The sequence below is a fragment of the Bacillus sp. MSP13 genome (assembly GCF_000815295.1).
In the GTDB taxonomy this organism is placed as follows: Bacteria; Bacillota; Bacilli; order Bacillales; family Bacillaceae; genus Bacillus; species Bacillus vallismortis.
The window spans coordinates 232,447-257,763 of sequence record NZ_JXAQ01000013.1 but is presented as its reverse complement, the minus strand read 5'-3'; the positions used below and the strand labels follow the sequence as shown (position 1 = coordinate 257,763).

The following is a 25,317-nucleotide window of genomic DNA, read 5'->3' as shown; positions in this document are numbered from 1 at the left end:
TGATTTGAAAGATGTTATTGAACGTATTGGGAGCTATCCGGAAGAAGATGTGACCTTTCTATTAAAAGACTTGTCCGCTGTATCCATCGAAAAAAGCACGGAAGAACGGGAGAAGTCAATTCAAAGCGGCATCCATTATTCAGAAATGCTGCCAATCGAATATAAGCCGACAGATGAATACATGAAACTGTTTTATGCCTCGCTGGAAGACAGCAAACAGAAGGTCGCATTAGCAGCGGGAGTCGTTGCGGAGCAGATTTATAAAAAAAGCGGGAAAGATGCGGTTTTGTGCAGTTTGGCTAGAGCAGGCACGCCGATTGGTGTTTTGATCAAACGTTATATCAAGATGAAGTACCATGTCTCGCTGCCACATTACAGCATCTCTATCATTCGGGACAGGGGAATTGATGAAAATGCGTTGCATTATCTATTGAAGCATCATCCGGAGGGCAAGATTGCGTTTATCGACGGATGGACAGGCAAAGGCGCCATCACGAAAGAACTGATTCGTTCTGTAGAACGGTTTAATCAACGCTTCGGAGCAAGGCTGTCCTCTGAAATTGCGGTGCTTGCCGATCCGGGGCATTGCGCGGACATCTATGGAACAAAGGAAGACTTTCTGATTCCGAGCGCTTGCTTGAATTCGACTGTATCAGGACTTGTCAGCCGCACAGTTCTAAATGACACGTGGATCGGGCCGTCTGACTTTCACGGGGCGAAATATTACAGTGAGCTCAGCAATGAGGATGTCACAAATATCTACATTGAAACAATAGCGGAGCAAATTCCGTCTATTTATAAAGAAGCGGAACGATTGGCTCTTAGGTTGCAAAACGATCGTGTGAAACCAGATTGGAGCGGTCTAGCTTCCATTGAGACCATCCAAAAGCAATTCGGCATCAGCAACACAAACCTGATTAAGCCGGGTGTTGGGGAAACGACCCGCGTGCTTTTGCGAAGGGTGCCTTGGAAAATACTCATTCAGCCGGGTGCTGAAGAAGCATTGCGGCATATTTTATTGCTTGCGAAGGATCGAGGCGTGCCTGTGGAAGAATACAAGGATATGTCCTATCGCTGCTGCGGGCTGATTCGGCCGGCGGAGAAAAGTTTATGAACGCATTCGCCAGTGATTTAGACAGAACATTAATATACTCAAGGCGCATGATCAGCACTCCTGATAAGGAAGCGGGAGTTGAGCTGATCGAAACATTGAACGGCCGTGACCTCTCTTACATTTCGGGAGTGACAAAAGAACATTTAAGGCAAATTCAAAAGGATCACTATTTTATCCCTGTCACCACACGCACAAATGAGCAGTACAAGAGAATTGTTTGTTTTCAGCAGGACATTGTGCCCGAATATGCTGTGACTACGAATGGCGGCTGTATTTTAAAGGATGGCCAGCCTCTGAAAGAGTGGGACGAGTTCATAAAAGAGCAGCTCGCATCGTGTCTGCCGATTGAGGCTATGTTGAGAGAAATCGCAAGTCTGCCTGTAGCGCAAGCGGTTGAAAGAACCCGAACGGCACATCATTATTTTGTCTATCTTATCTTGAACGAAGCGAAAATAGCCCGAATCGATCCCGCCGCTGTGAAGGAGTGGGGGGCTGAAAGAGGCTGGCAAGTATCCCTGCAGGGGCGAAAGCTGTACTTTATTCCGAAGCCGCTTAATAAATGGAGGGCGGTGAAATATCTGAAATCGAAGCTTTCAATTGATGAAATCTATACAGCGGGAGATTCGCTGCTGGATCTTGAACTGATTCAGGAAGCTGATTTCGGCATCGCACCCGCTCATGGGGAGGTGCTGCGCCACTGTCCGGAATTACGCAAAACGGAAGCAAGCGGCATGGTGGCAGGTGAAGAAATCACAGCAGCTGTTTTATCCCGAATCACCCGAATAAAACAAGTATAGTGCATACAAACAAACCAGAAAGGAGGATATGATGAGACAAGAAGAACTCACCATTCATAAAGCGTTTCCAGCTGATGGGGATTGGAAAAGCGTGCTGTTTCAGCCAATGCCGGAGCGTGAGCACTTTAAAACAGACCAAGGCCTTTCGTTTTCCCGCCTTGCCGGGCAAATACTGGGCACTCCAATTGATGAGACGGACTACTATAACGAGCTGTATGAACTGTCCGTAAACAATCGCATTGCCATTCTGAGTGAAACGCTTGATAAAACAATCGCGCCGGAAACGTTTCAGGCGCTTCAGCATATTCATTCTATCAACAAGAAAGAAAAAGGGCTGTCGGTCAGCCGCTTTGTCGCCTTTTTGGACGGGGAGCAGCTGATTGCGAAGCATTCGAATCCGCTCATGCACCGCCATTTGAGAAAAGCATTGATGACGCTTTTACATACCTTTGCAGACAATCATGAGCAGGGGCTGAATCATCCTGATTTTCGGAGAGTGCTGCTTGATGTCTCGAAGTTTTCGTTGAATCACCTGAATCCTTGGCTGGAAAAAACCGATATAGAACGGGAGATGCCAAAAGTTGTTTGGTACGGAGACGCAACGAAGAGCCAGCTCTATTTCTTATATTATCTGATGTTAGTCGGCTGCGATGTCCTACTGTTCCATCCGGCGGGAACCGATCAGCTGGCGCTTGTCGATCCGAAGCAGGAGCTTAGCTTTACGGAAAAGCTCCCAGATGTGTCGGAGCTTCAGCCGTTTCCGAAAGAAAAACCAGACCGGAAATCAACAGTAGCCTACCGCTCAACAAAGGAATTTGAACATGTGCTGAATCACGAGGAATCCATGCTGTACAAGCCGTGGCAGTTCAGGGATCACACACCGATGTCTGTTACGCTGAAAACGACCTATGATGAATTGTTTTTAATCGCGAAAGAGCGCGCCTTTATTCGGCCGAATTTCAAAGCCGATAAACATTCCATCGAGATTCCAAATGTATTCGCCAAAATCATGGGCGTATCGAAAGACAATAAAGAATATTGGAACAGGCTTCATACATTAGCCGATTATCAGGAAACAGAAATGATCAGAAGCTTTCCGTTTACAGAAGACATCAAATCGAACTATCAATTTCATTACAGCCACGCCCTTGACCATGAAGGGAACATTGATCCGGACAAGCTGATGGCAAGCAATGTGTGGCAGTACAAGCAGCTTCCGGCGGGCGTTCAGGCCGCCATTGCCAAAACGATTTCGAGAATGTGCAGGCACCCGCGGCTTAAGGCTATGCATCAAGAACAAGTCAAGGATGTTCAAATTTACTTGTTTAAACAAACAACGAACCTGCCTGCCAAGCTGCTGAAATTGATTCAAACGTTCGACTATGCGCAAACTGTTCCGAAACTTGTTGTATATCATACGGAAATGAGCGGCGGACTCACGCGTTCAGATGCCGCGGCCCTGCTGTTTCTGAATGAAATCGGAATCGATATCATCATGTATAATCCTCCCGGCCACCAAGACATTGAGCATTTTATTGAAGAGGATCAGTATGATATTCACTGGCTGGATGACATGGTGTTTCAGCAGGAGTATAAAGAGCCTTCCCTAGTCAAAAGGCTGTTCAGAACGATTACCCAAAAATAAGGAGAGAAGAAAAGCATGACAACAGATAATCATAACCCGCTTGTTCTCGATAAAAACGAAGAAATGTCCCAGCAAAAAGCTGACGATATCCGTCTCCAGCTCCGCCAGGAACCAGAGGTGAGGCGGCTAGTCCAACAAATTGACGTGAAAAATCAAATGGAGCTCCTTGAGTATGGAAAGGAGCCGGCCGTTGAAATTTCCAAGTTCTCCGACCGCATCTTAGGGATGATGAAAACATCAAGCGTGACAGACTCAGGCACGATGCTGACCCAGCTTGGAAAAATCATGGACCGTTTTGACAAAAACGATTTTGACGAGCCAAAGGGACTAATGGCTAAAATTTTCAAACGCGGCGGCAGCATGATTGAAAAAATCTTTAAAAAGTACCAGACGCTCGGCGGAGAAATTGAAAAAATCAACGTTGAGATTTCTAAATATAAAGATGAGATGACCAAAACAAACTATACGCTTGATGAAATGTATGAAAACAATATTAATTACTATATGGAGCTTGAAAAGTACGTTGTTGCCGGACAAATGAAGCTGGAAGAAATGCAGTCCATTCTTCCTTCATATGAAGAAAAAGCGGCCAGCGGAAATCAGCTTGCGCAAATGCAGCTTGATACGCTCCGCAACGGCATTCAGGCGCTTGAAGAGCGGGTATACGACCTTGATATGGCGCGAATGGTGGCGCTTCAAACTGCGCCGCAAATCCGTCTTCTTCAGCGCGGTAATGCGAAGTTGATCGGAAAAATCAACTCCGCTTTCATCATCACCATTCCGATTTTCAAAAATGGCATTATTCAGGCTGTCACCGTGAAACGCCAAAAACTTGTGGCTGACTCCATGAGCGAGCTTGACCGCCGGACAAACGAGATGCTGAAACGAAATGCGGAAAACATTTCGAGCCAGAGTGTTGAAATAGCCAGAATGGCCGGCAGACCAAGCATTGATATTGAAACGATCGAATCGTCTTGGAATACGATCGTCAGCGGCATGCAGGAAACAAAACAAATCGAAGAAGAAAACAAACGCCTCCGCGAAGATGGTGCAAGACGAATTGCCGAGCTTCAGCATAATATTAAAAAAGCAGCATTGCAGCAATAAAAAGCCCCCCGCTTGTGAAATATAAGCGGGGATTTTTCTTTTACATCAATTTAATAATGACAATGTGTAAAGACAGGTGTAAACTAAAACGGTAATGATTTTGCATATCAGAGGTGTTGGCAATGGGAAAACAACAGCCTATATCCCAGCGAAAACTGCTGGGCGTCGCCGGTTTGGGGTGGCTGTTTGATGCAATGGATGTTGGAATATTATCGTTTATTATCGCCGCGCTCCACGTGGAGTGGAATTTGTCGCCCGAAGAAATGAAATGGATCGGAAGCGTCAATTCCATCGGCATGGCTGCGGGTGCGTTTTTATTTGGGCTTCTGGCTGATCGAATTGGCCGAAAAAAAGTGTTTATCATTACCCTTTTGTGCTTTTCCATCGGAAGCGGCATTTCAGCTTTTGTGACAAGCTTATCGGCATTTCTCATTCTGCGTTTTGTTATTGGAATGGGGCTTGGCGGCGAGCTGCCAGTCGCTTCAACACTTGTGTCCGAAGCGGTTGCGCCTGAAAAGCGGGGCAGAGTGATTGTGCTTTTGGAAAGCTTTTGGGCCGTAGGATGGCTCGTAGCAGCACTGATTTCTTATTTTGTAATCCCGAGCTTCGGCTGGCAGGCCGCCCTGCTGTTGACGTCACTGACGGCTTTTTACGCTCTGTACCTGCGGACGAGTCTGCCTGATTCGCCAAAATATGAGTCGCTTTCAGCCAAAAAGACATCGGTATGGGAGAATGTAAAAAGCGTTTGGGCAAAACGGTATATACGGTCGACCGTGATGCTGTCGATTGTTTGGTTTTGCGTGGTGTTTTCTTATTACGGCATGTTCCTATGGCTGCCGAGTGTCATGTTGCTCAAAGGTTTCAGCATGATTGAAAGCTTTGAATATGTCCTTCTGATGACGCTGGCTCAGCTTCCGGGTTATTTTTCTGCCGCGTGGCTGATCGAAAAAGCGGGACGGAAGTGGATACTGGTCTTTTACCTGATTGGAACGGCAGGAAGCGCCTATTTCTTTGGCACGGCGGATTCCTTAGGCCTTCTGCTTACAGCTGGAATGCTGTTATCGTTTTTCAATCTTGGTGCGTGGGGAGTCCTGTATGCCTATACCCCAGAGCAATACCCGACAGCGATTCGCGCCACAGGTTCAGGAACGACAGCGGCATTTGGAAGAATCGGCGGCATCCTCGGGCCGCTGCTCGTCGGAACGCTCGCAGCCCGCCATATTTCATTTTCGGTCATCTTTACAATCTTTTGCATTGCAATCTTACTCGCGGTTGCTTGTATTTTGATTATGGGAAAAGAAACGAAACAAACTGAGCTTGAATAGGAAAAGCACCTCGCGACTGAGGTGCTTTTTTACATTTCCGACCGGTGCCCTGAGGGGCGTTTAACTGCTTTCTTGTTTGTCTGGCAGCTAGAAAAAATGCTGTGTGTTTTGATTGATGGTTCCTACCGCATTGCCACAATGAAACACATATGCGTTGAGAAATCCTATTTCGCCTACCAATTTTTCCGGAGTCCATTCACTTCGCCTCACATGGGGATGATGTTGTGTTTTTAACAATGCTGCATGCATATCCGCAGCGAGTTCTTTTCCGTTGGAATCAAGCGTACGAATAATAACATGTCTCGATTCATCAGACAGCATTTTACTGTTTATCGTCTTGAAACCACAATTCAATCAACTTATTTTTCCAATCGGAGTGTCATAAGTCATGAAATAAAAAACATAATAAATCTACTGTAAGCGCTTAATAGTAGAAAAAGCCTGAATTTTATCTGTAATAGGCACTAATAAACAAGGATTAAAGAGTATTTAGGAGTATTCACAAGGTTAAAGAGCTATAATAAAGAATATAAAGAAATGATACAGAATAAAAGAGTATATGCTGTTTGTATGGAATGTTACATAAATGTTACGGTAATAAAGATTGCTTAATAAGGAGGGAAAATATGAGTGTAGATGAGAGACCAATTAAGATAAAAGTTGAAAAAGTATCTAAAATTTTTGGGAAACAATCAAAGAAAGCAGCTCAAATGCTTGCCAACGGAAAGACAAAAAAAGAGATCCTGAAAGCGACTGGATCAACCGTTGGGGTAAATCAGGCAGATTTTGATGTATATGATGGTGAGATATTTGTCATCATGGGTCTATCAGGGAGCGGGAAATCAACATTAGTGCGGCTGCTAAACCGTTTGATTGAACCGACTGCCGGTAACATTTATATTGATGGTGACATGATAACAAATATGTCTAAAGACCAGCTCCGGGAAGTCCGTCGGAAAAAAATCAGCATGGTCTTCCAAAAGTTCGCTCTATTCCCGCACAGAACGATACTTGAAAACACGGAATACGGGCTGGAGCTTCAAGGTATAGACAAACAAGAGCGTCAGCAAAAAGCGCTTGAGTCCCTTAAGCTTGTCGGGCTTGAAGGATTTGAACAGCAATATCCTGACCAGCTCTCCGGCGGAATGCAGCAGCGTGTCGGCCTTGCCCGCGCGTTGACGAATGATCCGGACATCCTTCTGATGGACGAAGCGTTTAGTGCGCTTGATCCTTTGATTCGTAAAGATATGCAGGATGAGCTCCTTGATCTTCACGATAATGTCGGAAAAACGATTATCTTTATTACGCACGACTTGGACGAAGCGTTGCGGATCGGCGACAGAATTGTTCTCATGAAGGACGGTAACATTGTTCAAATCGGAACGCCTGAAGAAATCCTGATGAATCCATCTAACGAATATGTTGAGAAATTCGTCGAGGATGTTGATTTATCTAAAGTCCTCACAGCAGGCCACATTATGAAACGCGCTGAAACGGTGCGGATTGATAAAGGGCCTCGCGTAGCTTTGACACTGATGAAAAATCTCGGCATCTCTTCGATTTACGCAGTGGATAAACAAAAGAAATTGTTAGGTGTTATCTATGCGTCTGATGCGAAAAAAGCGGCTGAGTCTGATTTGTCACTACAAGATATCTTAAATACAGAATTTACGACTGTGCCTGAAGATACGTATCTGACAGAGATTTTTGATGTGGTTTCTGACGCAAATATTCCAATTGCGGTTATTGATGAGAAGCAAAGAATGAAAGGGATTGTCGTAAAAGGCGCATTGATTGGCGCACTTGCTGGCAATAACGAATATATCAATGCTGAAAGCACTGACGAACAAACACAAGATCCTTCTGTACAGGAGGTGAAGTAAGATGGATAGACTGCCTAGAATACCTTTAGCAGATATCATTGACCGTTTTGTTGACTGGATTACGATGACGTTTGGCGGATTCTTCGACGGAATCTCAAACGGACTTGCCGCTTTTGTAAATGGAATTGTCAGCGGACTTGGCTTTATCCCATCTATTTTGTTAACGATTATTTTTGCCGCACTTGCGTGGTGGATCAGTACAAGGGGAATTGCGTTATTTACGTTGATTGGTTTCTTCTTGATTGATTATTTAGGATATTGGGGTCCAATGCTTCAAACATTGGCGCTTGTTCTGACATCGGTCATTATTTCGATTGTGGTCGGGGTTCCGATCGGGGTTTGGGCGTCCCAGAAAGAAACGGTTCGCCGTATTGTAACGCCTTTTCTTGATTTAATGCAGACAATGCCTGCTTTCGTATATCTATTGCCGGCGATTTTCTTCTTCAACATCGGTGTTGTGCCGGGGGTTGTTGCATCTGTTATCTTCGCGATGCCGCCGACAATCCGCATGACTGTTCTCGGTATTAAGCAAGTGCCGGCAGACTTAATTGAAGCAACTGAGGCGTTCGGTTCTACGACAGCTCAGCGTTTGTTTAAAGTTCAGCTTCCGCTTGCGACAAAAACCATTCTTGCCGGGATCAACCAAAGCATCATGCTTGCGTTATCAATGGTTGTTATCGCCGCAATGGTCGGTGCACCGGGACTTGGTTCTGAAGTATACAGTGCCGTTACACAGCTGAAAACCGGGGTCGGCGTAGAGGCCGGTATCGCCATCGTGATCGTTGCCATCACGTTGGACCGCATTACTCAAAACATTAAAGTGAAGAAGAAAAGCAGGGGGAATGCCTGATGTTTAAAAAGATCATCGGTATCGGCGTTTCCGCTATGCTGGCGCTCTCACTTGCGGCTTGCGGTTCAGAAAGCGATGAAAATGCAACCGCGGCTCAACAGGTGAATAAGACCATCATCGGGATTGACCCCGGTTCAGGGATTATGGCCTTGACCGACAACGCGATGAAGGATTATGACCTGAACGACTGGACATTGATTTCGGCGTCAAGCGCCGCGATGACCGCGACACTCAAAAAGTCATACGACCGTAAGAAACCGATTATCATTACAGGATGGACACCGCACTGGATGTTCTCCAGATATAAGCTGAAATATCTTGATGATCCGAAACAATCTTACGGCAGCGCAGAGGAAATCCATACGATCACACGCAAAGGCTTCAGTAAGGAACAGCCGAATGCCGCTAAGCTTCTGAGCCAGTTTCACTGGACGCAAGACGACATGGGTGAAGTCATGATCAAGGTGGAAGAAGGCGAGAAACCTGCCAAAGCCGCTGCTGAGTATGTGAAGAGCCACAAAGATCAAATTGCGGAGTGGACAAAAGGTGTTCAAAAGGTGAAGGGAGACAAAATCAACCTTGCCTATGTGGCGTGGGACAGTGAGATTGCAAGTACAAACGTGGTTGGCAAAGTCTTTGAAGACTTGGGCTATGACGTAACATTTACTCAGGTAGAGGCTGGCCCGATGTGGACCGCGATTGCGACGGGAAGCGCGGATGCATCCCTCTCCGCATGGCTGCCGAATACCCATAAATCATACGCTTCTAAATATAAGGGCAAATATGACGATATTGGCACCAGTATAACTGGCGTGAAGATGGGCCTTGTAGTGCCTCAATATATGAAAAACGTTAACTCAATTGAAGATTTGAAGAAGTAAAGACAATGAAGGCTGCCGAGTAGATCTCGACAGCCTTCCATTTTTTTCTAGAAAAAAGATAGAAGTGAGAATGTAGAAAGGTTATGATGACATACCCACTTATCACTTTTTCCTAATCCAAATGGTCTTTCGGTTTTTCTTTATGATTTCTATTTTTCACTTCCGTAAATATATTATTTGCAGGTGTTGCGGATTCGTTGGAGGGTTTAGAATGATGCGATTCAATCAGCGATTTTAGCATTTGAATATCTTCTTTCGTGGCATACTGTTTTTCAGATTTTAACATATAACCTAACTGGCCGTTGGATTCAATTGTAGCCCATTGTAAATCAGCGAAGTGCTGAATATTTTGTTGTCTCAGCCTTACTTCAAGCATATCAACCGTTAATCGCAGCTTTTTTAAATTCCTTTCATTCACTTTTCCGTTTTCGACTACGATCAATGATTTTCCATAAATAAACGTTTCAAGGGCATCTGATTTCATAACGATAGATTCAATAAAAAGAAGCGTGAGCACCATTAAAAACGTAATCAGCATGGTAATCCAAATGTTCCTGTTGCCAACAGGTTGAATAATTAATGATCCAACAGCGATCATCATGACAGTCTGAGCTACCGTAAGCTGAGAAACGGATTTTCTCCCAGCTAACCGTAAAATAAGAACTCCTCCTGCCACAACCACTATAGATTTCCATATGAAATTTAAATCCAAAAAACATCCCCTCTTTTCAACCAATCAATCTCTTCCTGCGCTGTTTTTATTGTGTGTTATATTTTGTATTCTATTCTTCATGGTCTCAAGCGGAATCCACATGCAGCATGCTGCTTTATTTCTGTCAGTCTGTGTCTAAGACTTCTTTTTCTTTTCAACATTCTTAATGGTTTCTCCGTGAGGAATATGATATAACCTGCTCTTAGGTTCGTATATTTTTTGTGATGGCCATAGTCCATGGTGTCCTGAACATATATAACTCACGATACAAGCAACAAAAAAGTACTCCAGCCCCTTTCCGTGAAACATCTCCATTGCCAATAGGAAGGCTGCTAAAGGGGTATTGGCACCTCCGCAAAAAACAGCGATTAATCCCAATGCAGCGAGAAATGACATAGGTAAATCCATGAATGCGTGTATGGTGTTTCCTAATGTTGCCCCCATGAAAAATAAAGGTATGGCTTCTCCGCCAACAAAGCCGGTTCCAAGCGTAACGGCTGTAAAAACCAGTTTGGCGAGGAAGGCAAAAGGAGGCACTTCTTCTTTAAAGGATTGTTGCAGCATGTCTAATCCGCGGCCATTATAATCTTGAGAACCTGCTATTAGCGTTAAGGACACAATGATGATTCCGCCAACAAAGGCTCTCTTCATATGGTTTTGATTGAAGAGCTTCTCAGAAAATGTTTGTATACCGTGCCTCATTTGGCAGTATAAAACACTTAATAAACTGAAAATAACAGCTGCGAGTATCACTTTAATAAACGTCATAACAGATAGATGCGGCACACTTTGTATCATAAATTCTTCGTGTTTATGCCCCAAGGCTGCTGTGGTCATAAAGTGACCGGCAAAGCTGGCCGCCAGACAAGGAACAAGCGCTTCGAATTTGAGCTTTCCTAATGCAGCCATTTCCATTCCGAAAACAGCACCTGTTATGGGAGCTCCAAAGGCGGCGCCAAACCCGGCGCTTATGCCGCTCATAATGAACATTTTACTGTCGAATATGTTTAAACGAAACAACTTGTGTACTGCCGTAGCGATGCTTCCTCCCATTTGGACTGCCGCCCCTTCTCTTCCTGTAGACCCGCCAAAAAAGACTGTTATGAAGGTTCCCAAATAGACGATAGGTCCCATTCTCCGCGGGACCACTTTCTTGCCATGAACCCCGTCTATCACTAGATTGTTCAATTCAGCAGTGTCATGTAATGTGTGATTCAGCCAAACCTTTCCGTAGTTCATATAGATGTATCCTAAGATCACTCCCCCTAAAGGGAGAAGGAAAATAAGCCAATCCCTTTTTTCCCGCACTTCTCCTAGATAATCGTTTGTCTCTAAAAGGAAAGTTGTTGTCGAGCCCACAATGATGCCAATAAGGCTTCCGAACATGATCCATCGAACAAGAATGGAAAAAAAGTTTTTATACTTTAGTATGATTTCAGTCATCCATTACCCTCTTTTCACATTTCTAGCTGCATAACTTATGTCTATTTTGATACGCTTCCCTTTGCGATTGTTGGTTACATGTTTGATTTGTCAGTATGTAACGATCTAAGCGACTGTTTGAACCTATTGTTGCCCATTGGCCATAAATTGATGAGCGAAATGTTAACGCAAAAGGATGCTTCTAAATGACTCAGCTTCTTACAAAGGATGCGAATGGTGAAGCATCCGGCTGAAGGCCGCAGCCAATGTTGGATGCTGTGTGTGCGGCAAGCGGGGTTTCGTATGGGAAGCGGCTTCAGTATAATGCCGCTCACCCTGATTCGGCTTGCCTTGACTAGGGGACTGGATCGTGCGGCGGGCTTTTGATTTATTCATTGCAGAAGCACAGGGTGTTATTGTAAGATGTAAGCCAAAGCCATTCGTAAAAGTGCGGGAGGAAGGTCATGAATAATCTGGGTAATAGACTTTCAGGCGTGAATGGGAAAAATAAGAGAGTAAAAGAAAAAGAACAAAAAATCTGGTCGGAGATTGGGATGATTGCGGGGTCGTTTGCGCTTCTTGATGTAATCATCCGCGGCATTATGTTTCAATTTCCGTTTAAGGAATGGGCGGCAAGCCTTGTGTTTTTGTTCCTCATCATCTTATATTACTGCATCAAGGCAGGAGCGTCGGGAATGCTCATGCCGAGAATAGACACCGAAGAAGAACTGCAAAAACGGGTGAAGCAGCAGCGTATAGATTCAATTGCGGTTGCCTTTGCGGTAGTGGTGCTTATGATGTACGACAGGGGGATTCCCCATACATTCTTCACTTGGCTGAAAATGATCCTTCTTTTTATCGTTTGCGGCGGTGTACTGTTTCTGCTTCGGTATCTCATTGTGAAGTGGTCATACAGAAGAGCGGTAAAAGAAGAGATAGAGAAGAAAACATCTTAGGTAGATGGTTGGTTCATGTTAAAGATAGAGCCCAGTATCCTTTATTATCAAGGGTTTTGGGTTCTCTTTCTTTTTGTGTTCATAAGATTTTACTCCTTTATACTCCACTTAAAGTTACTGGAAACAAAAACTCCTTCCATCGCTCTGTGAAGAACAATGGAAGGGGTTTTTTTATCTATGCTGACTTTTTTGTTTGTGTGTTTGTTCTGCTGGTTCTTTGCTAAAAAGTCCAATAATGCTCCACAAGATAATTATAAAAGCTATTATTAAATGAGTAGTACTGATTTCTTTGTTAGTAAGTACCTTATACCCTACTTCTGATCCCAATGCTACTATGCAAAAAATATTGAACCATTTACCCAACGGAATGAGAAACCTCCTTTTAACTTCTTTACATGTCCAAACGCCTATACACGCTTATCATTTTACCAGTATCTTGCTGAATATATATAATTTTTTAATACTCAACCTTAAATCTTTTTTCCACACTTGTTTCGTTTTTTTCTAGGTACCATAAAAAGGATGCTGCACGATGTAACACCCTTTTTTATGATTTGATTCTCAAAACTTTTAAACTAGTCACCCGACGCCGGGCAAAGATGGTTTCTTTTTTTATTTGAAAATGGCGTTCCGTCCCAGGTTTTCTAGCTGGATAGGCACATTGATTTGAATTCGCGCTACTGCGTTGTTTTGATAGAGTGATTGTGATAATTTTAAATGTAAGCGTTAACAAAATTATCCAGTCTTCACATCAGTTTGAAAGGAGGAAGCGGAAGAGTTGTAAGAGGGGTTTTTGACTCCGCTGTAAGTTTATAAAAACCATATAAGGAGTGTCATGAATGTTTGAAAAACGATTCAAAACCTCTTTTCTGCCGTTATTCGCTGGATTTTTGCTGCTGTTTCAGTTGGTTCTGGCAGGACCGGCGACTGCAAATGCTGAAACAGCGAACAAATCGAATGAGCTTACAGCACCATCGGTCAAGGACGGAACCATACTTCATGCCTGGAATTGGTCGTTCAATACGTTAAAACACAATATGAAGGATATTCATGAAGCAGGATATATAGCCATCCAGACGTCTCCGATCAACCAAGTGAAGGAAGGGAACCAAGGAAACAAAAGCATGTCGAATTGGTACTGGCTGTATCAGCCGACATCGTACCAAATCGGCAACCGCTATTTAGGTACTGAACAAGAATTTAAAGAAATGTGCGCGGCGGCTGAAGAATACGGCGTAAAGGTCATTGTTGACGCGGTCATCAACCATACCACCAGCGACTATGCCGCGATTTCCAACGAGATTAAGAGTATTCCGAATTGGACACATGGAAATACACAAATTAAAAACTGGTCCGATCGATGGGATGTCACGCAAAATTCATTGCTCGGGCTGTATGATTGGAATACACAAAATACACAAGTGCAGTCCTATCTGAAACGTTTCTTAGAAAGAGCATTGAATGACGGTGCAGACGGCTTTCGTTTTGATGCCGCCAAACATATAGAGCTTCCGGATGACGGGAGTTACGGCAGTCAATTTTGGCCGAATCTCACAAATACATCTGCCGAGTTCCAATACGGAGAAATCCTGCAAGATAGTGCCTCCAGAGATGCTGCATATGCGAATTATATGAATGTGACAGCATCGAACTATGGACATTCCATAAGGTCTGCTTTAAGAAACCGTAATCTGAGCGAGTCGAATATCTCCCATTATGCATCTGATGTGTCTGCGGACAAGTTAGTTACATGGGTGGAATCGCATGATACGTATGCCAATGATGAGGAAGAGTCCACATGGATGAGCGATGACGATATTCGGTTAGGCTGGGCGGTGATTGCTTCCCGCTCAGGCAGTACGCCTCTCTTCTTTTCCAGGCCTGAGGGCGGCGGGAATGGCGTAAGATTCCCGGGGAAAAGCCAAATAGGCGATCGCGGGAGTGCTTTGTTTGAAGACCAGGCTATCGTTGCGGTCAATACTTTTCACAATGTAATGGCTGGACAGCCTGAGGAACTTTCGAATCCGAATGGAAACAATCAGGTATTCATGAATCAGCGCGGCTCACAGGGCGTTGTGCTGGCAAATGCAGGTTCATCTTCTGTCACCATCAATACGCCAACGAAATTACCTGATGGCAGCTATGATAATAAAGCTGGTGCCGGTGCATTTCAAGTCACGAATGGTAAATTGACAGGCACGATCAATGCCAGATCTGTGGCTGTTCTTTATCCTGACGATATCGCAAACGGTCCTCGCGTCTTCCTTGAGAATGTCAAAACAGGGGTTACACATTCTTTCAATGATCAACTGACGATCACCCTGCGTGCAAATGCGAATACAGCAAAAGCCGTGTATCAAATGAATAATGGGCAAGAAACTGCGTTCAAAGATGGGGAGCAGCTAACGATCGGAAAGGGAGATCCGTTTGGCAAGACATACAATATCACGTTAACAGGGACGAACAGTGATGGTGTAACGAAGACGCAGAAATACACTTTTATAAAAAGAGATCCGTCTTTGGCTAATACAATCGGCTATCAAAATCCGAATCATTGGGGCCAAGTAAATGCTTATATCTATAAACAGGATGGAGGCCGGACAATCGAATTGACCGGATCTTGGCCGGGAAAAGCAATGGCTAGGAATGCGGATGGAATTTACACGCTGACGCTTCCTGCGGATACGGATACAACGAACGCCAAAGTGATGTTTAATAATGGCAGCGCCCAAGTGCCCGGCCAAAACCAGCCCGGATTTGATTATGTGCAAAATGGTGTATATAACAACTCTGGCTTAAGCGGTTCTCTTCCTTATTGAGGGAAAGCGAGAGGAGAATCTCATAGAAACCAACATGGATCATTTCTCAGCGTGTCGACAAACCCTCGCATTCGATGTCAGGTCTGTCCGTTGATGCTCGTCCTTCACTAGATTTCAAGGAGATTTACATCACGCTGAAAAGATGGCAAAATCCTAAAATGATAGACCGTTTTAAGATTTTTCATCATCTGAGAAACCATCCTCGATGGTTTCTTTTTTGTTCATAAATCAGACAAAACTTTTCTCTTGCAATAGTTTGTGAAATATTGCACAATATAAATGTGAAATACTTCACAAACAAACATCAAAGAAAAACATACCCTTGGAAGGATGATTAATGATGAACAAACATGTAAATAAAGTAGCTTTAATCGGAGCGGGTTTTGTTGGAAGCAGTTATGCATTTGCGTTATTGAACCAAGCGATCACAGATGAGCTTGTGGTCATTGATGTAAATAAAGAAAAAGCAATGGGCGATGTAATGGATTTAAACCACGGAAAGGCGTTTGCGCCGCAACCGGTTAAAACATCTTACGGAACATATGAAGACTGCAAGGATGCTGATATTGTCTGCATCTGCGCCGGAGCAAACCAAAAACCTGGTGAGACACGCCTTGAATTAGTAGAAAAGAATGTAAAGATTTTCAAAGAAATCGTCAGTGAAGTGATGGCGAGTGGATTTGACGGCATTTTCTTAATCGCGACAAATCCGGTTGATATTCTGACTTACGCGACATGGAAATTCAGCGGCCTGCCAAAAGAGCGGGTGATCGGAAGCGGCACAACACTAGATTCTGCGAGATTCCGTTACATGCTGAGCGAATACTTTGGCGCAGCGCCTCAAAACGTGCACGCGCATATTATCGGCGAGCACGGCGACACAGAGCTTCCTGTCTGGAGCCACGCGAATATCGGCGGTATGCCGGTTAGTGAACTGGTTGAAAAAAATGCTGCGTATAAACAAGAGGAGCTTGACCAGATCGTAGATGACGTGAAAAACGCCGCTTACCATATCATTGAGAAAAAAGGTGCGACTTATTACGGTGTCGCGATGAGTCTTGCCCGTATTACAAAAGCCATTCTTCATAATGAAAACAGCATTTTAACTGTCAGCACATATCTGGACGGGCAATACGGTGCAGATGACGTGTTCATCGGCGTTCCTGCTGTTGTCAACCGCGGAGGTATTGCAGGCATTACTGAGCTGAACTTAAATGAGAAAGAAAAAGAACAGTTCCTTCACAGCGCAGGCGTCCTTCAAAACATTTTAAAGCCGCATTTTGCAAAACAAATCGTCAACTAGAATCAACTTCAAAGTAAAGGGCTGATTGTCAATGTGGGAGCAGCTGTATAATCCGTTTGGAAACGAGTATGTGAGCGCACTTGTGGCGCTCACTCCAATTCTCTTTTTTCTCTTGGCTTTAACTGTTCTTAAAATGAAAGGCATTCTCGCGGCATTCCTTACCTTAGCCGTCAGTTTCATCGTCTCCGTTCTGGCATTTCATATGCCGGTTGAAAAAGCCATTTCTTCTGTTTTGTTAGGAATCGGGAGCGGCCTGTGGCCGATTGGCTATATCGTCCTGATGGCGGTGTGGCTGTATAAAATCGCTGTGAAAACCGGAAAATTCACGATTATTCGGTCCAGCATTGCCGGCATTTCGCCAGACCAACGATTACAGCTATTATTAATAGGTTTTTGTTTTAACGCGTTTTTGGAAGGCGCGGCCGGCTTTGGTGTTCCGATTGCGATTAGTGCGGCGCTGCTCGTCGAACTCGGTTTTAAACCGTTAAAAGCGGCAGCGCTCTGCTTGATTGCGAACGCAGCCTCCGGAGCCTTCGGGGCGATCGGAATTCCTGTTATCACAGGGGCGCAAATAGGTGGTTTGTCCGCTCTTGAACTGTCACGGACATTGATGTGGACATTGCCGATGATCACATTTTTCATTCCGTTTCTGCTCGTCTTCCTTTTAGACCGAATGAAAGGAATCAAACAGACTTGGCCTGCCCTGTTGGTTGTGAGCGGTGTGTATACAGCGGTTCAGACACTGACAATGGCGGTACTCGGGCCGGAATTAGCAAACATTTTGGCTTCCTTATTCAGCATGGGCGGGCTTGCGCTCTTCCTCCGCAAATGGCAGCCGAAAGAGATGTACCGGGAGGAAGGAGCCGGCGAGGCTGGTGAGAAAAAGGCTTACAGTGCCGCTGACATTGCGAAAGCGTGGTCTCCTTTCTATATTTTAACCGCGGCAATCACAATCTGGAGCCTTCCTGTCTTCAAGGCGCTTTTCCAAGAAGGCGGACTGTTGTATCAAACAACACTTCTTTTTAAAATGCCTTTTCTGCACCAGCAAATAATGAAAATGCCGCCGATTGCGCCATCTGCCATGCCGTTGGATGCAGTCTTTAAAGTCGATCTGCTGTCAGCGACAGGTACAGCGATTTTAGCGGCGGTCATCGTGACAGGGCTGTTCAGCAAAAAGTTCTCTTATCGGGATGGCTTTGTTTCCTTGAAGGAGACAGGAAAAGAGCTGTGGGTGCCGATTATGACGATCTGCTTTGTGATGGGGTTTGCCAATTTGGCCAACTTCGCGGGGCTCAGCTCTTCAATTGGGTTAGCACTGGCGAAAACAGGAGACTTGTTCCCGTTTGTCAGTCCTGTTCTCGGCTGGATCGGCGTGTTCATCACCGGTTCTGTTGTCAGCAATAACGCTTTGTTCGGACATTTGCAGGTTGTCACTGGAGCGCAGATCGGTGCGGGTTCTGATTTGCTGTTGGCCGCAAATACGGCGGGCGGGGTGATGGCGAAACTCGTTTCTCCTCAGTCTATCGCCATCGCCGCCGCAGCGGTCGGCCAGACAGGCAAGGAATCTAAACTGTTTAAGCGTACAGTGGCGTACAGCCTGATTCTGTTATTGATCATTTGTATATGGACATTTATCTTAGCAAGATTAGGAGTGTAATCAAAAAAGCAGTACATGCCAGCCATGTACTGCTTTTTCGTGTTAATTTGCTTTCTTCGCCATTTCCGCTGTTGTTTTCACTCTGGTTTTTCCCATAAACAAAATGGTGACCGCCGCGATGCCAATTGGAATCAAAGCGAGCAAAAAGACGTACGTGATACTTGATGACATCGCGTCAATCACGCGATTCAGGATCGCCTCAGGAATCTGGGAACGTGTTCCTGCCTGGAAAATATCCTGCGGATCGCCGATATTTTGCGCGGCTCCTGATCCCGCTGAGCCTTTCATGCCGCTGAAGGCGTCGCTCAGCTTGTTTGTGAACACGTTTGTTTGCACCGTCCCGAAAATCGTGACGCCCAGAGTCATGCCGAATGACCGCAAAAACGAATTGGTTGAGTTGGCCGTCCCCCGGAAGCGAGGCTCAAGATCGTTCATTGATGCCGCCGGCAACAGGGAAAAGTTAAAGCCCACACCAAAGCCTGTCACCATCATAAAGACTGTCAGCCATACCCGCGCCGTCTCCGGTGTCATATTGGATAAAAGCAGCATGCCGATAAAGAACGCCGTAACAGAAATCAGCATCAGGTTGCGGAAGCTTGCCTTCGTTTGAAAGATCCCGCCGATCATGCTCCCGATGACTGATCCAATCATCATCGGCGTCAAAATAAAGCCCGCGCTTGTCGCGGAGCTGCCGTACACCGCCTGAACGAAAATCGGAATAAATACCGCTAAAATAATGAATGTTCCGCCATACAGGAAAGCGAGAATCTGCGCTGTGGCAAACAAACGGTTTTTAAACATCCAGAACGAAATGATCGGCTCTTCCGCTTTTCTCTCCACAATAAAAAAGGCAATGAAGAAAACGGCGAAGACAATAAACAAGCCGATGATCTGAATGGAATTCCAATCGTATGTTTTGCCGCCGAGCTCAAGGGCGAACATCAGGCATACAATGGATACGACCAAGGTAACCGCGCCGCCCCAGTCGATTTTCTGCTTTCTGTGCTCCAGAGATTCTTTGTAATAGCGAATAATAAAAAACAATGACAATGCGCCGATCGGCACATTGATGTAAAACACCCAGTGCCAGCTGATCGCGTCTGTAATGATCGCGCCTAACAGCGGCCCGAGAACACTGGATAATCCAAATACAGCGCCGAACATGCCGGACATCTTACCGCGTTTTTCTGGCGGAAACAAATCAAAGATAATGGTAAAGGCAATTGGCAGGAGCGCACCGCCTCCGATCCCTTGGATTGCCCGGTAGATGATCAGCTGATTCATCGTCTGTGCAATCCCGCATAAAGCCGACCCGATTAAGAAAAAAATAAGTCCAAACAGGAAAAAGCGTTTTCGGCCGTACATATCGGAAAGCTTGCCGTAAATCGGCATTCCAGCCATGACTGCCACCATATAGGATGCCGTCACCCAAGCAAATTTATCGAAGCTTCCTAGATCCGCTACAATGCTGCCCATCGCGGTGGCAACAATGGTATTGTCCATTGCGGACATCAAGATCCCCAGCAGGAGACCGAGGACCACAAATTTGGTGGAAGCCTGTTTTGCTAATGTTGAGTCCATTTGTTCTACCTCCTCTTACTTTTCTATGTAAGTTTTGATATGATGATAATAGTTTATCTATCGAATATCTTGATTATCGAGATAAATTTGATTTTATAGGGAGGACTGTCAGTTGTCAACAAGAAATTCCAGAAGTGAGTTGGAAAAGACTGCCGTTCAGCTTTTTCGGAAATTGGGCACAAGAACGGTTCTGTTTCACCAGGCAGCCGCTCAAGCTCTCGGTCTGTTTCCCACCGATTTGAAATCAGCTGACATTTTAAATGAAGCAGGGCCGATGACTGCCGGGGAGCTGGGGAAAAAGACAGGCCTCAGCACGGGTTCAGTCACGGCGCTTGTTGACCGGCTGGAAAAAGCGGGGTATGTGGCTCGTGAAAAGGACCCGGATGACCGCAGAAGAGTCATGATCGTCCCATTGATCGCTTCAAAAAAACATGTAAAGGATTTGTTCCGTTCCCTGTCAGAATCGACAATGGATTTATGCCAAGACTATACCGAAGAAGAACTGGAACTCATTTTCAGTTTCGTAGACAAAGCCGCCGATATCATGGAGGAAGAGCTAAAACGTCTGAAACAGTAAGCGAATTTTGTGCATAGCTTGGCCCGTTCCCGAATAAATTGTACAAGTTACGTAAGAGAAGGGAGTACGGGCCGGTGAACATTTTTTTGAGCTATATTGTGCTTGGACTGTCCTTGTCTGCGCCTGTGGGACCAGTGAACGCGGCGCAAATAGACAAAGGAATTAAAAACGGTTTTTGGCATGCGTGGGTTTTTGGTTTAGGCGCCATGGCAGCGGACGGACTATACATGCTATTTATTTATTTCGGGCTGTCACAGTTTTTGACCGCTCCATTTGTGAAAACGTTTTTGTGGCTCTTCGGCTTTTTTGTTCTGACCTATACCGGAATTGAAACGCTGAAAAATGTCAGAGAGCCGATGGATGTGCGAAGCTCACGTGGAAAAGCGTCGTACCAGAAAACATTCGCTTCGGGTTTTCTCATTTCACTGTCAAATCCATTGAGCATCCTGTTTTGGCTGGGGATTTACGGCAGCATACTGGCCAAAACAGCAGAGGCCTACGATATGAATCAGCTTCTCATTTATAGTTCCGGCATCATGATCGGCATTTTAATCTGGGATTTTTGCATGGCGATCACAGCCAGCATGTTCAGAAATCTGCTTCATGAAAAGCTATTAAGAGGGTTGACCGGAATCGCTGGTGTGTCCCTCCTTGTATTTGGATGTTACTTCGGTTATCAAGGCATCAAACAGTTATTGGGCTGATTCATCAAGGACAGTCACCTGCCGCCTCCGATTTTAATATAGTATCCAGATGATACTGGAGGTGGATCAATGTGGGTGGGATGTACACCAAAAGTTTTCTGGAACGTAATCAAGAAGAGCTTCTTGAATGGCAAAGAATCGCTTTTGAGCTTCTGAAAGAAACTGTGGCCGATGACGCGGATACGTTTCCGTGCATTCCCGGACGGCAGGCGTTTCTGACTGACCAGCTCCGCATTGCGTTTGCCGGAGATCCGCGGGAAAACGGTACGGCGGAGGAACTGGCTCCATTGCTTGCGGAGTACGGAAGGATTTCGCGGGACACTGGAAAATACGCTTCTCTCGTTGTGTTGTTTGACACACCGGAAGATTTGGCTGAGCACTATTCGATTGAAGCGTATGAAGAGCTGTTTTGGAGCTTTTTAAATAGACTGAGCCATCAAGACAAAAAAGAATGGCCGGAAGACATTCCGGCCGATCCCGAGCATTACAAATGGGAGTTTTGTTTTGACGGCGAGCCTTATTTTCTGCTCTGCGCTACACCAGGGCATGAGGCGAGAAGGAGCCGGAGCTTTCCCTTTTTCATGATCACGTTTCAGCCAAGGTGGGTGTTTGAAGAGTTAAATGGATCAACCGCATTTGGCCGCAACATGAGCAGGCTGATCCGCTCACGTTTGAAAGCCTATGATCAAGCTCCGATTCATCCGCATTTAGGCTGGTACGGAGGAAAGGACAATCGCGAATGGAAACAGTATTTCCTCCGTGATGATGAAAAGCAGGTCTCGAAGTGCCCGTTTTCTTATTTAAAGAACATGTTCAATAAAATGAAATAAAATCACGAGCTGGCAGGGCGGTCCTTATGTCCCTGCTTTTTTTGATAGATCACGGTAACGACGGCAATGACCGCGAGAAACCCGATACTCACAAAAAAACCGGGCCGGCTTGATTTTTCAAACAATGTGCCGGATACAGCCGCTGCAATCAGAATCATCGCTAAATATATTTGCGTTTTCCCCATGCCCGCGGGATCGGTCAGCTTTTTGCTGGAGAACAGGATAAACAGCCAAGTGTACAAAAGCATCAGTCCCGCTGCTGTGGTCATGTGCTCATAAATATTTTTAGGAAGCACTAATGACAGAATGATGGATAAAATAAGCCCTGCAAACGTCAGTCCCAGCGCCGGCCAGCATATTTTTTTGCCTTCCTTTAAGGTAAAGCATTTTGGCGCGTCGCCGTCATCGGCCATCGTACAAAGCAATGTCGTGACCGCAAATAGGGAGGCGACGAGGGTCGAGAACCCGGCGATAATGAAAATCCCGTTAAAAATGTCGAGAATGATCTTAAGGTTATATCCCTTTAACGACGTAATGAACGGGCTGTTTTGCTCAGAAAACGCGTCTAATGGAACCAGCAGCAAAGCCAGCCCGATCGAAATGACATAAATCACCGCCAGTGTCGCCAGCATGAGTTTCCCTGATTTAGACGCTTCTTCTGGTTTTTTTAAGTGAACCGCCATCAGCCCCATGACCTCAATTCCGCCAAAGGCGTAAAACGCGTAGATTAAACCTGTCCACAGCCCCATGGCGCCGTATGGAAAAAACTCACTCGTCTGATTTGGAACCTGTACACCATGCTTTCCACCGGATAGGATCCCGCATAATGCCAGAATAGCAATCACAATAAACATCAAAATAGCGGCTGTTTTGATAACCGCCAGTACGTTTTCGGTCTTCTCAAACACAGAAAGCCCGGTGAAAATGATCAAAAGCCCGAGGACCGCGTAGATGGAAGCAAACACCCATAGCGGCACTTGTGGAAACCAATGCTTCGTAAATAGCGAAATGGCTGTCAGCTGGCTTCCGGTAATCAGCATTTCCGATGACCAATACACCCAGCCGTTGCTGAATCCGGCCCATCTGCCGAATGCTTTTCTTGCATACGCGCAAAACGAGCCTTTTTCCGGCTGCTTTGCCGACAGCTTGGCAAGCTGCTCGAATACAAAATACGTGCCGATTGCCCCAATCAGAAATGAAAGCAGAACAGAAAAACCGCTTTTCACGATGGCGATGCTGGAACCGAGAAAAAATCCTGTTCCGATTGTGCATCCTATACCGATTAGTGACAGCTGCCACCAAGCCAAATTTCCTTTTTGCTGGTCTTTTTTTGTTTGACTCATCCATTTCAACCCCTTTTATCTAAGGTTAGATTGCGACCCGCCCGAAGCTTATATACATCGGATTTTTGCCTCTTTTTACATGGAGAAGGCGGCAAACGCCCATACTAATGAAAAAAGGAGCGAAGCCATGACACAGCAATATATCGTTGAACCGAAGAAAGGGCTTGGCCTGAAGCTGAAAAAAGGGCAGATGTTGAAGGTGGTTGATGTAGAAGGGCAGCAGGTAGCAGATTTTGTCGCGTACCATGCCAAGGATTTCTATGAGCACCTTGATCAGGGAGCGACCATTGACGCCAATCATTCCATTCATGTGAAGGTCAATGACCATCTCTACTCCAATTTGTACAAACCGATGCTGACGCTGATTGAAGATACGGTCGGCAAGCATGATCTGCTGCTTCCCGCCTGCCGCCCTGATATGAACAGGCTGTTATACGGCAAGCAAAAGGATGAGTTTCAGGATACGTGCTATGACAATATGAACCGCGCGCTTGAGCAGTTTGGCGTACCGAAGCCTCACATGCATTACCCGTTTGCGATTTTTATGAATACTGTCCTTGATGAGAAAGGGAACCTGTCTGTGGAAACGCCGCTTTCGAATGCCGGCGATTATGTAAGGCTGAGGGCGGAAACGGATTTGATTGTCGCGTTTTCTTCCTGTCCGATCGAAAAAGGAAAGTGTAATGGCGACAGTGTAACGTCAATACGGGTGGAAGTCAGCTGATCTCTCTTGTTCACTGTAAATGAAAACCTGTGCTATATTAAATAGGGATACATAACGATCATGATTCATTTCAATTCATTTGGGGAAATGATCAAATAAGAAACAGCGATTGTACAGGAGGAATGAGTAGGATGAGTGTGCAGGAAACGATTATGCGCGAATTACATGTGAAGCCTTCAATTGATCCAAAACAAGAAATTGAGGACCGAATCAACTTTTTAAAACAGTATATTAAGAAAACCGGCGCTAAAGGCTTTGTATTGGGAATCAGCGGCGGACAGGATTCAACTCTAGCGGGACGGCTTGCCCAGCTTGCTGTGGAAAGCATTCGCGAAGAGGGCGGAGACGCTCAATTTATCGCGGTCCGTCTTCCGCATGGCACACAGCAGGATGAAGACGATGCCCAGCTTGCTTTGAAGTTCATTAAGCCGGATCAATCATGGAAGTTCGACATTAAGTCGACAGTCAGCGCGTTTTCTGACCAGTATCAGCAGGATACCGGCGATCAGCTGACCGACTTTAATAAAGGAAACGTAAAAGCAAGAACAAGAATGATCGCTCAATACGCGATCGGCGGGCAGGAAGGCCTTCTTGTCATCGGCACAGACCACGCGGCCGAGGCTGTTACAGGTTTCTTTACAAAGTATGGTGACGGGGGAGCGGATCTCCTGCCGCTGACCGGATTGACGAAGCGCCAGGGAAAAAGCCTGCTGAAAGAGCTCGGTGCACCGGAACGCTTATACTTAAAAGAACCAACTGCCGATCTGCTCGACGAAAAACCGCAGCAGGCGGATGAAACAGAGCTTGGCATTTCTTACGATGAGATTGACGATTATCTTGAAGGAAAAGAAGTATCAGCGAAGGTGTCAGAAGCGCTGGAAAAACGCTACAGCATGACTGAACATAAACGCCAGGTACCGGCATCTATGTTTGATGACTGGTGGAAATAAGTTGAAGAAAGCCCGCTCTCGGAGCGGGCTTTTGTCATGCGCATAATACCTTCGGAGGAACACAATAAAGGCTGTGAGGTTGAAAGGATTTAATGCTTTTTTGCGTCAAAGTATTAAAATACCTCTGAAAATGTTGT

Annotated in this window: 23 protein-coding genes; 18 read left to right on the top strand and 5 right to left on the bottom strand. The window is 45.4% G+C overall.

The window, feature by feature from the left end; translation table 11 throughout:
- Positions 1 to 4: 4 nt before the first annotated feature.
- The 8 genes from SC79_RS16170 to SC79_RS16130 all read left to right on the top strand — a co-directional run bounded on the left by SC79_RS16170 (position 5) and on the right by SC79_RS16130 (position 9,602).
- Positions 5 to 1,114, top strand: coding sequence for a cysteine protease StiP family protein (locus SC79_RS16170; protein WP_039075930.1), 1,110 nt, complete (start codon positions 5 to 7; stop codon positions 1,112 to 1,114).
- Positions 1,111 to 1,911, top strand: a complete 801-nt coding sequence (locus SC79_RS16165; protein ID WP_039075929.1) for an HAD family hydrolase — start codon at positions 1,111 to 1,113, stop codon at positions 1,909 to 1,911. Before SC79_RS16170 ends, SC79_RS16165 begins: the two co-directional genes overlap by 4 nt.
- Before the next feature lie 31 nt (positions 1,912 to 1,942).
- A complete protein-coding gene (locus SC79_RS16160; RefSeq protein ID WP_039075928.1) occupies positions 1,943 to 3,556 on the top strand; it encodes a YceG family protein in 1,614 nt (537 codons plus the stop codon).
- A gap of 15 nt (positions 3,557 to 3,571) precedes the next feature.
- Positions 3,572 to 4,663, top strand: coding sequence for a toxic anion resistance protein (locus SC79_RS16155; RefSeq protein WP_039075927.1), 1,092 nt, complete (start codon positions 3,572 to 3,574; stop codon positions 4,661 to 4,663).
- A 122-nt stretch (positions 4,664 to 4,785) separates the two neighbouring features.
- Positions 4,786 to 5,988 carry a niacin permease NiaP gene (gene niaP / locus SC79_RS16150; protein WP_039075926.1) on the top strand — a complete coding sequence of 401 codons (1,203 nt, stop codon included), beginning with the start codon at positions 4,786 to 4,788 and terminating at the stop codon, positions 5,986 to 5,988.
- A 626-nt stretch (positions 5,989 to 6,614) separates the two neighbouring features.
- Positions 6,615 to 7,871, top strand: coding sequence for a glycine/proline betaine ABC transporter ATP-binding protein OpuAA (opuAA, locus tag SC79_RS16140; RefSeq protein WP_039075924.1), 1,257 nt, complete (start codon positions 6,615 to 6,617; stop codon positions 7,869 to 7,871).
- A 1-nt stretch (position 7,872) separates the two neighbouring features.
- Positions 7,873 to 8,721: a glycine/proline betaine ABC transporter permease subunit OpuAB gene (gene opuAB, locus SC79_RS16135; RefSeq protein ID WP_039075923.1), complete on the top strand. Its 849-nt coding sequence runs from the start codon at positions 7,873 to 7,875 to the stop codon at positions 8,719 to 8,721.
- On the top strand, positions 8,721 to 9,602 hold the full coding sequence (locus SC79_RS16130; RefSeq protein ID WP_039075922.1) for a glycine betaine ABC transporter substrate-binding protein: 882 nt from the start codon (positions 8,721 to 8,723) through the stop codon (positions 9,600 to 9,602). Before opuAB ends, SC79_RS16130 begins: the two co-directional genes overlap by 1 nt.
- A 112-nt stretch (positions 9,603 to 9,714) precedes the next feature.
- Here SC79_RS16130 and SC79_RS16125 read toward each other — a convergent pair whose 3' ends face one another.
- Positions 9,715 to 10,314 (bottom strand): DUF421 domain-containing protein, encoded by a 600-nt coding sequence (locus SC79_RS16125; protein WP_039075921.1) that lies wholly within the window; start codon positions 10,312 to 10,314, stop codon positions 9,715 to 9,717.
- Between the two features lie 135 nt (positions 10,315 to 10,449).
- Positions 10,450 to 11,757 (bottom strand): voltage-gated chloride channel family protein, encoded by a 1,308-nt coding sequence (locus tag SC79_RS16120; RefSeq protein ID WP_039075920.1) that lies wholly within the window; start codon positions 11,755 to 11,757, stop codon positions 10,450 to 10,452.
- A gap of 216 nt (positions 11,758 to 11,973) precedes the next feature.
- Between SC79_RS16120 and SC79_RS21050 the strand changes: the two genes are divergently transcribed.
- Positions 11,974 to 12,123 (top strand): hypothetical protein, encoded by a 150-nt coding sequence (locus SC79_RS21050; RefSeq protein WP_156122677.1) that lies wholly within the window; start codon positions 11,974 to 11,976, stop codon positions 12,121 to 12,123.
- A gap of 77 nt (positions 12,124 to 12,200) precedes the next feature.
- On the top strand, positions 12,201 to 12,692 hold the full coding sequence (locus SC79_RS16115; RefSeq protein WP_039075919.1) for a DUF6773 family protein: 492 nt from the start codon (positions 12,201 to 12,203) through the stop codon (positions 12,690 to 12,692).
- Positions 12,693 to 12,863: 171 nt separating this feature from the next.
- Here SC79_RS16115 and SC79_RS16110 read toward each other — a convergent pair whose 3' ends face one another.
- Entirely contained in the window at positions 12,864 to 13,055 is a 192-nt protein-coding gene (locus SC79_RS16110; RefSeq protein WP_231559203.1) for a hypothetical protein, read from the bottom strand.
- Between the two features lie 476 nt (positions 13,056 to 13,531).
- Between SC79_RS16110 and amyE the strand changes: the two genes are divergently transcribed.
- The 3 genes from amyE (at position 13,532) to SC79_RS16095 (ending at position 18,471) form a co-directional block, all read left to right on the top strand.
- The gene (gene amyE / locus SC79_RS16105; RefSeq protein WP_039075917.1) at positions 13,532 to 15,511 is read left to right on the top strand and encodes an alpha-amylase; all 1,980 of its coding nucleotides are present in this window, start codon (positions 13,532 to 13,534) and stop codon (positions 15,509 to 15,511) included.
- 337 nt (positions 15,512 to 15,848) lie between these two features.
- Positions 15,849 to 16,814 carry an L-lactate dehydrogenase gene (locus tag SC79_RS16100; RefSeq protein ID WP_039075916.1) on the top strand — a complete coding sequence of 322 codons (966 nt, stop codon included), beginning with the start codon at positions 15,849 to 15,851 and terminating at the stop codon, positions 16,812 to 16,814.
- A 31-nt stretch (positions 16,815 to 16,845) separates the two neighbouring features.
- Entirely contained in the window at positions 16,846 to 18,471 is a 1,626-nt protein-coding gene (locus tag SC79_RS16095; RefSeq protein ID WP_039075915.1) for an L-lactate permease, read from the top strand.
- Between the two features lie 42 nt (positions 18,472 to 18,513).
- On the opposite strand, the gene bmr3 is transcribed toward SC79_RS16095, so the two are convergent.
- Positions 18,514 to 20,052: a multidrug efflux MFS transporter Bmr3 gene (bmr3, locus tag SC79_RS16090; RefSeq protein ID WP_039075914.1), complete on the bottom strand. Its 1,539-nt coding sequence runs from the start codon at positions 20,050 to 20,052 to the stop codon at positions 18,514 to 18,516.
- Positions 20,053 to 20,164: 112 nt separating this feature from the next.
- Between bmr3 and SC79_RS16085 the strand changes: the two genes are divergently transcribed.
- From SC79_RS16085 to SC79_RS16075, 3 genes are all read left to right on the top strand, one after another.
- The gene (locus SC79_RS16085) at positions 20,165 to 20,629 is read left to right on the top strand and encodes a MarR family transcriptional regulator (protein WP_039075913.1); all 465 of its coding nucleotides are present in this window, start codon (positions 20,165 to 20,167) and stop codon (positions 20,627 to 20,629) included.
- A 74-nt stretch (positions 20,630 to 20,703) separates the two neighbouring features.
- Complete coding sequence (locus SC79_RS16080; protein WP_039075912.1) at positions 20,704 to 21,333, top strand: LysE family translocator; 630 nt, start codon at positions 20,704 to 20,706, stop codon at positions 21,331 to 21,333.
- A gap of 80 nt (positions 21,334 to 21,413) precedes the next feature.
- Positions 21,414 to 22,163: a YqcI/YcgG family protein gene (locus tag SC79_RS16075; RefSeq protein ID WP_039076034.1), complete on the top strand. Its 750-nt coding sequence runs from the start codon at positions 21,414 to 21,416 to the stop codon at positions 22,161 to 22,163.
- A 2-nt stretch (positions 22,164 to 22,165) separates the two neighbouring features.
- Here the strand turns inward: SC79_RS16075 and SC79_RS16070 are convergent, their stop codons facing one another.
- Positions 22,166 to 23,506 carry an amino acid permease gene (locus SC79_RS16070; RefSeq protein ID WP_039075911.1) on the bottom strand — a complete coding sequence of 447 codons (1,341 nt, stop codon included), beginning with the start codon at positions 23,504 to 23,506 and terminating at the stop codon, positions 22,166 to 22,168.
- 127 nt (positions 23,507 to 23,633) lie between these two features.
- On the opposite strand from SC79_RS16070, the gene SC79_RS16065 reads away from it, so the two are divergent.
- Positions 23,634 to 24,230, top strand: a complete 597-nt coding sequence (locus SC79_RS16065; protein WP_039075910.1) for a DUF1989 domain-containing protein — start codon at positions 23,634 to 23,636, stop codon at positions 24,228 to 24,230.
- Between the two features lie 131 nt (positions 24,231 to 24,361).
- Entirely contained in the window at positions 24,362 to 25,180 is an 819-nt protein-coding gene (gene nadE, locus SC79_RS16060; RefSeq protein ID WP_039075909.1) for an ammonia-dependent NAD(+) synthetase, read from the top strand.
- Positions 25,181 to 25,317 lie beyond the last annotated feature (137 nt).

Coding starts and splice junctions, on each gene's coding strand:
- SC79_RS16070 (WP_039075911.1), bottom strand. CDS start 23,506: ATGAGTCAAACAAAAAAAGACCAGCAAAAAGGAAATTTGGCTTGGTGG.
- amyE (WP_039075917.1), top strand. CDS start 13,532: ATGTTTGAAAAACGATTCAAAACCTCTTTTCTGCCGTTATTCGCTGGA.
- SC79_RS16120 (WP_039075920.1), bottom strand. CDS start 11,757: ATGACTGAAATCATACTAAAGTATAAAAACTTTTTTTCCATTCTTGTT.
- SC79_RS16100 (WP_039075916.1), top strand. CDS start 15,849: ATGATGAACAAACATGTAAATAAAGTAGCTTTAATCGGAGCGGGTTTT.
- SC79_RS16165 (WP_039075929.1), top strand. CDS start 1,111: ATGAACGCATTCGCCAGTGATTTAGACAGAACATTAATATACTCAAGG.
- opuAB (WP_039075923.1), top strand. CDS start 7,873: ATGGATAGACTGCCTAGAATACCTTTAGCAGATATCATTGACCGTTTT.
- bmr3 (WP_039075914.1), bottom strand. CDS start 20,052: ATGGACTCAACATTAGCAAAACAGGCTTCCACCAAATTTGTGGTCCTC.
- SC79_RS16130 (WP_039075922.1), top strand. CDS start 8,721: ATGTTTAAAAAGATCATCGGTATCGGCGTTTCCGCTATGCTGGCGCTC.
- nadE (WP_039075909.1), top strand. CDS start 24,362: ATGAGTGTGCAGGAAACGATTATGCGCGAATTACATGTGAAGCCTTCA.
- niaP (WP_039075926.1), top strand. CDS start 4,786: ATGGGAAAACAACAGCCTATATCCCAGCGAAAACTGCTGGGCGTCGCC.
- SC79_RS16065 (WP_039075910.1), top strand. CDS start 23,634: ATGACACAGCAATATATCGTTGAACCGAAGAAAGGGCTTGGCCTGAAG.
- SC79_RS16115 (WP_039075919.1), top strand. CDS start 12,201: ATGAATAATCTGGGTAATAGACTTTCAGGCGTGAATGGGAAAAATAAG.
- SC79_RS16095 (WP_039075915.1), top strand. CDS start 16,846: ATGTGGGAGCAGCTGTATAATCCGTTTGGAAACGAGTATGTGAGCGCA.
- SC79_RS16075 (WP_039076034.1), top strand. CDS start 21,414: ATGTACACCAAAAGTTTTCTGGAACGTAATCAAGAAGAGCTTCTTGAA.
- SC79_RS16155 (WP_039075927.1), top strand. CDS start 3,572: ATGACAACAGATAATCATAACCCGCTTGTTCTCGATAAAAACGAAGAA.
- opuAA (WP_039075924.1), top strand. CDS start 6,615: ATGAGTGTAGATGAGAGACCAATTAAGATAAAAGTTGAAAAAGTATCT.
- SC79_RS16160 (WP_039075928.1), top strand. CDS start 1,943: ATGAGACAAGAAGAACTCACCATTCATAAAGCGTTTCCAGCTGATGGG.